We start from the raw sequence: 8,424 nt of genomic DNA, 5'->3' as shown, positions 1-8,424 counted from the left end.
GTGGATCGACCACTATCAAATAATTATGTGATTAAAAAGCAAGGAGGCGATATGCCATTTGGTGATTTACTTAAAGATAAAGTTAGAATTATGCGGTCTAGTGGCGAAGAGCATGATGATATTGCTGCTAGCGTGCAGAAAAATAAAATTTTCATTCATAGATCTGATGTATTAATTGAAGCTGGTGATTTTATTGAACGTACTATGTCAAATGGTGGCGTTGAACTTTATGAAGTTGTCGATCCTGGTTTTCATGAAAAAATGGGTGGGCTTCCTTCTGGCTATCAAATAGATGTAAAAAAGATGAATAAAAATTTTTCTCCTAAATCTCATTATCCATCAGTTTCCAATGAAACGAATAAGAAAATATTTATAGTTCATGGGCAAGATGAATTAGCAAAAGTTACCTTAGCAAGGTTCATAGAAAAAATTGGTTTAACACCAATTATTTTGCATGAGCAGGCTAGTTCAAGCCAGACGATTATTGAAAAAATTGAATCTTACGGCGATGTTGGTTATGCAATAGTGCTTTACACTCCATGTGATGTAGGAGCTAAAAGCGGTGACGATTGCAAACCAAGGGCTCGCCAAAATGTAGTTTTTGAACATGGCTATTTTATTGGACGATTGGGACGAAGAAAAGTTACTGCGTTGGTTAAGGGAAATATAGAAACTCCAAATGACATTAGTGGAGTCGTTTATAATGATTTTGATGATCGTGGCGCATGGAAAATGGACGTTATCAAAGAGCTACAGCATTCAGGATATGAAGTTGATTTAGCTCGTGCGTTATAAATCACATAACAAGCATAAAACAGAAAAATGACAGTTGACTATTTCTAATTAGATCAAAATTTTGGTGAATTATTATTCACCATCTATAGACTTACATGGAGTGTTAATTCATATGTTCAAATTCATAATTATTTTAATCTCAATTATTTCTTTCAATGCCTTGGCTGCAGAGGAGGTTAAACTTGGAATTTCGGGGAACGTTGGCGCTGATGGTTTTTTTAGCCCGACGGTAACATCATTTGTTATTGAAAAAGTAGAGCCTAATTCACCCGCTGAAAAAGCAGGGATTGTTGCTGGGCAGAAAATAATTTCTATAGAAAATTGTAAAATTCCAGGCTGCCCTGCCAGTGAAGCAAAAGAATTAATGCGCAAGGAGTCTGGAGAGATTTTACAATTACTTTTAGAGAATGAAGATGGTAGCAAGGTACCTTTAAAAATCCCTATGAATGCTTGGTAAACCTAAGACGTTTTTAAAATACCTAAATATACCCAGCCTATAAAGCATGTTTATTCCCAAAGCGTGGGTTTGTGTAAATGAACTAGGCGCAGTAAATGTTGGCAATGTTAGCGAGCTTTTGGAGTACTACTTACTCGGTTTATATGTAGGTTACTGCTTAAAGTAATTGGGATAGATTAAAAAGGTTTGATCAGTAATAACCTTATTTAATTAATGAATACATTGGTATTGCGTTAAATACGGCAATACCAATGATTATTAGACTAAAGCTTACAAATCGCTGCGCCAACCCATACCAGACTCTTCCATTAAACGCTCGTACACGCCTTCTATGTTAAGCGGTAACCATGCATCAAACTGCTTAAAGTCACTAAATTGGTCTAACTTTACATTTTGTTTAATTTTGTCAAGTGTATTACCAGCTAAAACGCCTGCGGTTACTTGGCTATATAAAAGCTCTAAGTAACTTAAGTAACGCGCTACATCAGCCTTGCTGCCAATATCGGCATGTCCACCTACAAAAGTATTAAAGTCGTATTTGAGTACCGCTTGGGTTGAGTTAATCATGCCTTGAATATCGTAACTCCACAGTTTTTGCCACGGCATTCTGCCAATAACAATCCAATCAACAACAAACAATGTTTTTTGCTTTTCGAATAATACACTAACCGAACCACGACCATCGTTTGGACCATGATAGTTAAGCTTTACTGTTGAATCACCAAGGGTAAGCAGTAGCTCGTTATCAAAGGTAAGGTTGGGTGTTACGGTTTTCATTTGTGTGTTTTTAATATCTTGCGCAGCGAGTTTATGCGCTACAAAAGTGGTGTGCGGGCTTTTAAATACCTCGGCGCCGTAAATATGATCGCTGTGATTATGGCTATAAATTACATACTTTACCGGTACGTTGTAGCGAGTTTTAATTTGCTCTTTTAACCAGGTGGCGGCTTTTTTATTAAGTGGGTCGGTAACAACTGCGCCCTCAGGAGTGATTAAAAATACGGAGCGGTGTCTGTCGTCTATAAAGCGGTGGAGGCCGTCCCCTAAGTCTTCTATTTCATAGGCTTGTGTGGCAAAGCCTATAAATAATAGGGCTGTAGTTAATAGTTTTTGTAGCAAGCGGGGCATACACCATTCCTTTTTTAAATAGATTAAATTAATAACGCTATTAAAAGAAGAAAGCGCAAAGTCGCAAAAAATTTCAGTGATTGGTTTAATTAAAGCTTAAAACTTAAAACTTAAAACTTAAAACTAAACCTAAACTTAAGTAAAAGGATCAAATATAAGGATGAAATAAAAAGCCATTATAAAAATGGCTTTAGATAGGTTGGTTGGGTTTATCTTTGTGTTAGTTGTTGGTTTATTTCTTCAAAGATACTGGCATCATCTATGGTTGAAGGTATTTGTAGCTCTTCGCCATCAACTAGTTGACGTAAATTTTTACGCAGTATTTTACCCGAGCGTGTTTTGGGCAACCTATCTACGCTAACTATATTTTTAAGGCACGCAATAGCGCCAATCTGATTACGAACACTTAAAACAAGCGCTTGTTCTACGTCGGTACTTGAGCCCATAAAATCATTTTTAAGCACGATCATTCCCATAGGAAGCTGCCCTTTTAGAGGATCGTTCACACCAAAAACAGCGCATTCGGCAACAGCAGGGTGCGCGGCTACTATCTCTTCCATTTCGCCGGTAGAAAGCCTATGTCCTGCTACATTTATAACGTCGTCGGTTCTGCCCATAATAAATAGGTAGCCGTCTTCATCAATATAACCGCCATCTCCAGATAAATAATAACCCTCGTATTCATTTAGGTAGCTTGCTTTAAAGCGCGGGGTATCTTGCCAAATTGTTGGTAGGCAACCCGGTGGAAGTGGCAGTTTAATTACCACGGCGCCTTGCTCGTTAGCTGCGCATTCATTGCCATCCATATCTAATATTCGCACGTCAAAACCTGGAGTAGGCACGGTAGAGCTGCCAGGTTTTGTTGCTAAGTACTCAAGCCCTACAGGGTTACAAGCAATAGCCCAGCCAGTTTCGGTTTGCCACCAATGATCGAGCACTGGCAGTTTGGTTTTTTCTTTAAGCCACTCGTAAGTGGGAGGGTCCAATCGCTCGCCGGCTAAAAACAAACGTTTTAAGCTAGAGGTATCGTATTGATTAAAACCATCGGCATTTGGGTCTTCTTTTTTAATTGCTCTAAAGGCGGTGGGGGCACTAAATAATGCATTTACTTTATACTCTTCAACCACGCGCCAAAATGCACTGGCGTCGGGTGTTTTAACCGGTTTACCTTCATATAATACGGTCGCGCAGCGATACATTAGCGGTGCGTAAACTATATAAGAGTGCCCAACTACCCAGCCAATGTCAGACGCTGCCCAAAATACGTCGCCGGGCTTCATACCATAAACGGTTTCCATGCTGTATTGCATTGCCACTGCGTGACCGCCATTTTCGCGCACTACGCCTTTGGGTGTGCCTGTCGTGCCTGAGGTATATAAAATATAAAGCGGATCGTTACCATTTACAGGCACCGGATCTGCGATTGCAGCTGTTTGCATTGCCTGAGTCCAATCTATGTCTCGTTTAGGCTTAAGAGTGGCGGTAACTTGTGGGCGCTGATAAATAATGCAGTGTTCTACTTTGTGCGCAGCTAAGTCTATTGCGTTATCAATAAGTGGTTTATATTCAATAACGCTGTTTACTTCAACACCACATGAGGCGCTAAGTATAAGTTTGGGCTTGGCATCATCAATGCGTACAGCCAGCTCGTGCGCAGCAAACCCACCAAATACCACCGAATGAATCGCCCCTAAGCGAGCGCACGCCAACATACCAATAACAGCTTGTGGGATCATTGGCATATAAATAACAACGCGGTCGCCTTTTTTAACACCTAACGATTGTATTACGCCTGCAAATTTAGCCACTTCTTGTTGTAGTTGTGAGTAGCTATAAGTTTGCTTTGTATTAGTGACAGGGGAGTCGTAAATCAGTGCAGTTTGCTCGCCAAACCCGGCAATAACGTGTTGGTCTAGCGCTAAAAAACTAGTATTTAATTGCCCGTCGCTAAACCAATGGTAAAGCCCGTCGTCGTCTTGTGTGTATGCTTGCTTTGGTACTTTATACCATGGAATATTGTTACTTTGTTTAAGCCAAAACTCGGCTGGGTTTTGCTTGAATTCATTATATTGCTGTTGATATTTGCCTGACATGTAAGGCTCCTAAAACTAGATATGTGTGAGAGACCTTACAAAATGTAGGCTTTTTTTAGCAAGCAAGCTATTCGACCTTGGTCGGCTAAAAGTTGAACAACACACTGGTTTTAAAAATACAAAATTGACAAAATAAAGCGTGTAGCTCAGCATGGCGGGCAATTAAAATAAGTGAAAAAAATTTATGAGTAACACAGTACGAGTAGGCGTAGCAGTTATTATTATGCGCCAAAACACTATTTTATTAGGTGAGCGAATAGGTGCACATGGTGAAAATACATGGGCAACGCCCGGCGGGCATTTAGAATTTGGTGAAAGTGTTGAGCAATGTGCAATACGAGAAGTGTTTGAAGAAACAGGTTTAAAAGTAAGTAAAATTACCAAGCTTGATTTTACCAATGATATTTTTACAGCAGAGAACAAGCACTATATTACGTTGTATGTAAAAGCTGATTTTGAAGGCGGAGAGCCTGAGCTTAAAGAACCTAATAAATGTTTAAAGTGGCGCTGGTGCGATATTAATAATCTACCAACGCCACTGTTTACATCACTAAAAAATTACTTATCTGAAGCAGTATTAGGCTAAGGCGTTATTTTGTTGGCGGTGTCGCAGGGCTCAACTCTAGTTTACTAAAGCTTACTTGAGCGTAATCGCCATTTTGTTTATCTGTAGACCAATCGCCAGTACCTAAACAACCTGGGTACCAAATACCTTTCGCGCTTTTAGTACTACATTGGTTATAAGCGCCGGCTTTAAAGTAATGCCAATCTGCAGCGTAGCCATGTGGATGGTCTTTTTCGTCCACTTTGCCATAAGCATCTACGTTATTACCTAAGTTAATAGAGTAATTAACGTCTTCTTTGCCTTGTGCGCTAAATGTAAGGTGCATAACATTTTTATACACATTTACCGTGTAGCTAAATTCTTCACCTAGTGCAATACCTGCACCGCCTGGCTCGTTAGGGTTTTCCCATGTATTACCCCAAACAGGGTAAGTAATGTCTGTACGGTCAGGATTCGTTTTAGCTAAGTTACGTTCGTAGTTCCAAAAAACTGAGCCTGTTTTATGTCCTGGCCATTTTTTGTAATAAATTTTAAGCGGCTCATTACCCCAGCCGTAACCAAGCTTGGTATCAATAAGAGCTTGATCTTTACCTGCGTGAATTTGACCTACAACAACCGAGTAAGCTGCTTTTTTATCAGGATCAGTCGCACGTAGCGCAACGTGATCTACTTTTAATGTTGCTTCCATTTTTCCACCAACAGAGCCAAATCGGTCAGATAGCGGGTGAACAGCTAAAGCAAAATTGTTTTTAGAATGTTTAGTTTTAATTTTAGTATTTGATCCACGGATCATCTGTCTAAGTTCACTACGGGTATTAGTAGAGTTAGCACTTGTAAGCGCTTTATTAGGGGAGGTAAATACCATGTAGCCTTTTTCATCAAGGTAGAAAAAATCAGGGTGTGCGTAAGTCTGAATTTCTTCTACATCTATTTCATCAATTTTACCGTCGTTGTTTAAATCAACTGGTACATTTATTTTCCAGTGAGATAAATCAAACTTTGTTGCAGGTACTGGCGCATCGCTTTGCTGATTAGTGCTTTGGGTACTTGAACAAGCGGTAAAAAGTAAAGGGGTGATAACGGCTAAAGCCGTAAGTTTAAATGTGGATGTATTTTTTATCATTATTGTCTCTGTGTGATGAAGTAAAAATTGTGCGGTACAGGCATCGCTTAATCTCAATCTAGCATACCAATTTAACAATTAAAACTTACCAATTAGTAAAATTAAATATTTTTTAAATGATTTTTTTGTTATACCAATTTGGTTTGGGTGTTTTTTAACGGCTTTTATGGAAGTGTTTGCGGTATGTGTTTTTTATGTGCTTGGCTATTCATTTAGTGATGTATAACGTAGATTTTGGCGCTAAGGCGCAGTCTATTTTTTGGGGGGAGAGGAGATTTTTAACTTTTTAGTTTGCTTTGCAGCGTTTAGCAAATAACTAAATAACCACTGCCAATAACTAATGTCGGGCTTTAACTATGGTTAGTGCTGCATGTTAGTCGTGTTTGGTAATAAAAGTTGCCACTTGTTTAAAATGGCATGGTATTCACCATTTTCTTTAATGTTACTTAATGCGTCAGAGAGTGCTTTAGCTGTTTTAGGATTAAGTTGATTACTTGCTGCAAAATTAAGTGAAGAGGGAAGATCGCTTAAATGAATTCGTTTTGTTATTAGGCTAGGATCGAGTCCTAGGCTTTTTAGCTCGTTATTAAGTGTAAGTGTATTAGTTACTACAAAGTCGATCCGGTTTTTATAAAGCATTTGCCAAAGTTGATTATAGTAACTGACCAGTATTAAATTGTTATTTTCGGTAAAGCCTTTTTGCTTTAAGTAGGCTTCGCTCAGGTAGCCACGAATGGTTGCTACTTTATACTCTTTAGCAAAATTTAAGTGAACAACTTCATCTACATGGCTTTTTAAGCTAATTAAATAAGCATCTGCAAAATACACTTCGCCTAACCACGTATATTTATTAATCCGCTCTGGGGTTTTTAACAAAGACAACATTATGGCGTTGGTATTTGTTTGATGCTCCTTAAAAACGCGGGCCATAGGCATTATTTCAAAATTAGCGGTTAAGTTTGTTTGCTTCACAACTGCTTTGGCAATGTCGACTAAAGCGCCGCTTACTTCACCTTGCTGATTTTTAAAGTGATAAGGAGGAAGGTCTTCAGCTATAAATGTGATCGTATCTGCGTTACATATGACGCTATAAAACATAAATACACAGGCACTAAATACAACACGAACTAACATAAACAAATCTTTTTAAATAATATTATCGCTAGTGTAAAGAGTGCTGGTTAAAAGGTATACACGTTATGTTTATTTAATGTAAATAAACAACGCAGTGGCCTTACTTTGATGTGGATATTTTTATAAATTTTAAAGGCGAGCACTCATGCCAGCGTAAAAAAGCTCGATTAAAAGAGCTTTGATCTTGAAATCCTAAAATATTAGATAGTTCAGCAAGTGGCATGTTACCGATTAAGGTATTAGCTCGTTTTTTACGTTCTTTTTCAAGTAGCTGAGCAAAGGTTAAGTTTTGTTGTTTTAAGCGTCGTTGTAGCGTTCGGGGTGTTAAATTAAGCGCATTAGCTATGGATATTAGGTTGCAGTTTTGCAAGGTGGTTTTAGCTGTAAGTAACTGATTAACTTTATCGTCAATGCACTGCTGGCTTTTAAAGTTAGAGAGTTGCTGCTCTGACAATTGCTTAAAAGTAGAATTAATAATGGCGTTATCGGTTTTAAAGGGCAGCGTTAAATAATGGCTCGGAAAGCTAATTTGATTATATTCAGCACTGCTTTTTACAGGGCATTTAAACCATGATTCAAGGGCGCGCCTTTGCGATGGCAACCAATTATAAGTGAAACTAATACTACTTGGCGAAAGCGTTAAATTTATTAACTGGCGAATCACACTTACCCACGCGGTCATGTTTCGTAAAACAACATGCTCATTGCAACTTTGGTGAGCAATCCAACGAATAGTTGCTGTATCAGTATTTAGTTCAAACTTGGCTTTACCAATATCAGCCACCAAACTATCGTAGCTTAACAATGCTTTAATGGCACTGCTTAAGTTATCGCTTGATTCAATTAAGTAACCTAAAACGCCGTAGTCAGCAGTGCGAATTTGCTGACCTAGGGTAAAACCAAAAAGAGGATCGTTAAGTGTTTTCTTGCCATAAACTAATAAAGCATTGTAACTATTTAAACTAATACGCGGCGCTAATTGATGGGCACGTTGATTACTAAATTCGTCAAAGCTAATAGCGTGCAAAGCCGTTTTAGTACTAATGCCTTGCGCTTGTAAGTAATCAAGAATACTTGAAAAGTAATGATCAGCCAATGTGTGCATTTGTCATCTAAAGCTAAAAAATAG

The 8,424-nt window shown here is 38.5% G+C and carries 8 protein-coding genes; 3 read left to right on the top strand and 5 right to left on the bottom strand.

Annotation, left to right across the window (positions count from 1 at the left end; genetic code table 11):
• Positions 1 to 51: 51 nt before the first annotated feature.
• Both GQR55_RS02160 and GQR55_RS02155 read left to right on the top strand, forming a co-directional pair.
• Entirely contained in the window at positions 52 to 795 is a 744-nt protein-coding gene (locus GQR55_RS02160; RefSeq protein ID WP_225305743.1) for a nucleotide-binding protein, read from the top strand.
• Between the two features lie 112 nt (positions 796 to 907).
• Complete coding sequence (locus GQR55_RS02155) at positions 908 to 1,252, top strand: PDZ domain-containing protein (RefSeq protein WP_166419276.1); 345 nt, start codon at positions 908 to 910, stop codon at positions 1,250 to 1,252.
• 270 nt (positions 1,253 to 1,522) lie between these two features.
• Here the strand turns inward: GQR55_RS02155 and GQR55_RS02150 are convergent, their stop codons facing one another.
• Both GQR55_RS02150 and GQR55_RS02145 read right to left on the bottom strand, forming a co-directional pair.
• Entirely contained in the window at positions 1,523 to 2,380 is an 858-nt protein-coding gene (locus GQR55_RS02150) for an MBL fold metallo-hydrolase (RefSeq protein WP_166419275.1), read from the bottom strand.
• A gap of 209 nt (positions 2,381 to 2,589) precedes the next feature.
• Positions 2,590 to 4,473: a propionyl-CoA synthetase gene (locus GQR55_RS02145; RefSeq protein WP_166419274.1), complete on the bottom strand. Its 1,884-nt coding sequence runs from the start codon at positions 4,471 to 4,473 to the stop codon at positions 2,590 to 2,592.
• Between the two features lie 184 nt (positions 4,474 to 4,657).
• On the opposite strand from GQR55_RS02145, the gene GQR55_RS02140 reads away from it, so the two are divergent.
• Positions 4,658 to 5,059: an NUDIX hydrolase gene (locus GQR55_RS02140; protein ID WP_166419273.1), complete on the top strand. Its 402-nt coding sequence runs from the start codon at positions 4,658 to 4,660 to the stop codon at positions 5,057 to 5,059.
• A gap of 4 nt (positions 5,060 to 5,063) precedes the next feature.
• Here the strand turns inward: GQR55_RS02140 and GQR55_RS02135 are convergent, their stop codons facing one another.
• The 3 genes from GQR55_RS02135 to GQR55_RS02125 form a co-directional block, all read right to left on the bottom strand.
• Positions 5,064 to 6,161 carry a polysaccharide lyase family 7 protein gene (locus GQR55_RS02135; protein WP_166419272.1) on the bottom strand — a complete coding sequence of 366 codons (1,098 nt, stop codon included), beginning with the start codon at positions 6,159 to 6,161 and terminating at the stop codon, positions 5,064 to 5,066.
• A gap of 360 nt (positions 6,162 to 6,521) precedes the next feature.
• Positions 6,522 to 7,295, bottom strand: a complete 774-nt coding sequence (locus GQR55_RS02130) for a transporter substrate-binding domain-containing protein (protein WP_166419271.1) — start codon at positions 7,293 to 7,295, stop codon at positions 6,522 to 6,524.
• Positions 7,296 to 7,395: 100 nt separating this feature from the next.
• A complete protein-coding gene (locus tag GQR55_RS02125; RefSeq protein WP_166419270.1) occupies positions 7,396 to 8,400 on the bottom strand; it encodes an AraC family transcriptional regulator in 1,005 nt (334 codons plus the stop codon).
• Positions 8,401 to 8,424: the final 24 nt, after the last annotated feature.

The organism is Pseudoalteromonas sp. Z1A8, assembly GCF_011378855.1.
In the GTDB taxonomy this organism is placed as follows: Bacteria; Pseudomonadota; Gammaproteobacteria; order Enterobacterales; family Alteromonadaceae; genus Pseudoalteromonas.
Note: the sequence above shows the minus strand (reverse complement) of the source record. Positions and strands in the feature narration are given on the sequence as shown.

Excerpts from the sequence above, each read along its gene's own strand:
- GQR55_RS02160 (WP_225305743.1), top strand. The coding sequence starts at position 52 with ATGCCATTTGGTGATTTACTTAAAGATAAAGTTAGAATTATGCGGTCT.
- GQR55_RS02155 (WP_166419276.1), top strand. The coding sequence starts at position 908 with ATGTTCAAATTCATAATTATTTTAATCTCAATTATTTCTTTCAATGCC.
- GQR55_RS02150 (WP_166419275.1), bottom strand. The coding sequence starts at position 2,380 with ATGCCCCGCTTGCTACAAAAACTATTAACTACAGCCCTATTATTTATA.
- GQR55_RS02145 (WP_166419274.1), bottom strand. The coding sequence starts at position 4,473 with ATGTCAGGCAAATATCAACAGCAATATAATGAATTCAAGCAAAACCCA.
- GQR55_RS02140 (WP_166419273.1), top strand. The coding sequence starts at position 4,658 with ATGAGTAACACAGTACGAGTAGGCGTAGCAGTTATTATTATGCGCCAA.
- GQR55_RS02135 (WP_166419272.1), bottom strand. The coding sequence starts at position 6,161 with ATGATAAAAAATACATCCACATTTAAACTTACGGCTTTAGCCGTTATC.
- GQR55_RS02130 (WP_166419271.1), bottom strand. The coding sequence starts at position 7,295 with ATGTTAGTTCGTGTTGTATTTAGTGCCTGTGTATTTATGTTTTATAGC.
- GQR55_RS02125 (WP_166419270.1), bottom strand. The coding sequence starts at position 8,400 with ATGCACACATTGGCTGATCATTACTTTTCAAGTATTCTTGATTACTTA.